Here is a 248-nt window from a genome sequence, read left to right on the forward strand (position 1 = left end):
CTCTCTAACCTTCGTGCAGAAGGCGAAATAGATGAAAAAGACTTTATGAACCGGGCCAGGTTATTGTGTTCCCTGGGACACACTTTAATGATCTCCAATTTTCAGGAATATTATAAACTGGTTGAGTATTTCTCTCGCTATACCAAAATGCGCTTATGACTTGCGATGGGTGTCAACAACTTAATTGACATTTTTGATGAAAAATACTATCGCCATCTAATTGGTGGAATTCTGGAGGCTTTCGGAAA

Annotated in this window: 1 pseudogene; it reads left to right on the forward strand. The window is 39.1% G+C overall.

The annotated features are described in order from the left end of the window. A pseudogene (locus tag ACY2RT_RS15500) lies at window positions 1–248 on the forward strand (TonB-dependent receptor); the annotation flags it as partial.

This window comes from Ulvibacter sp. 2210JD10-4, assembly GCF_058148525.1.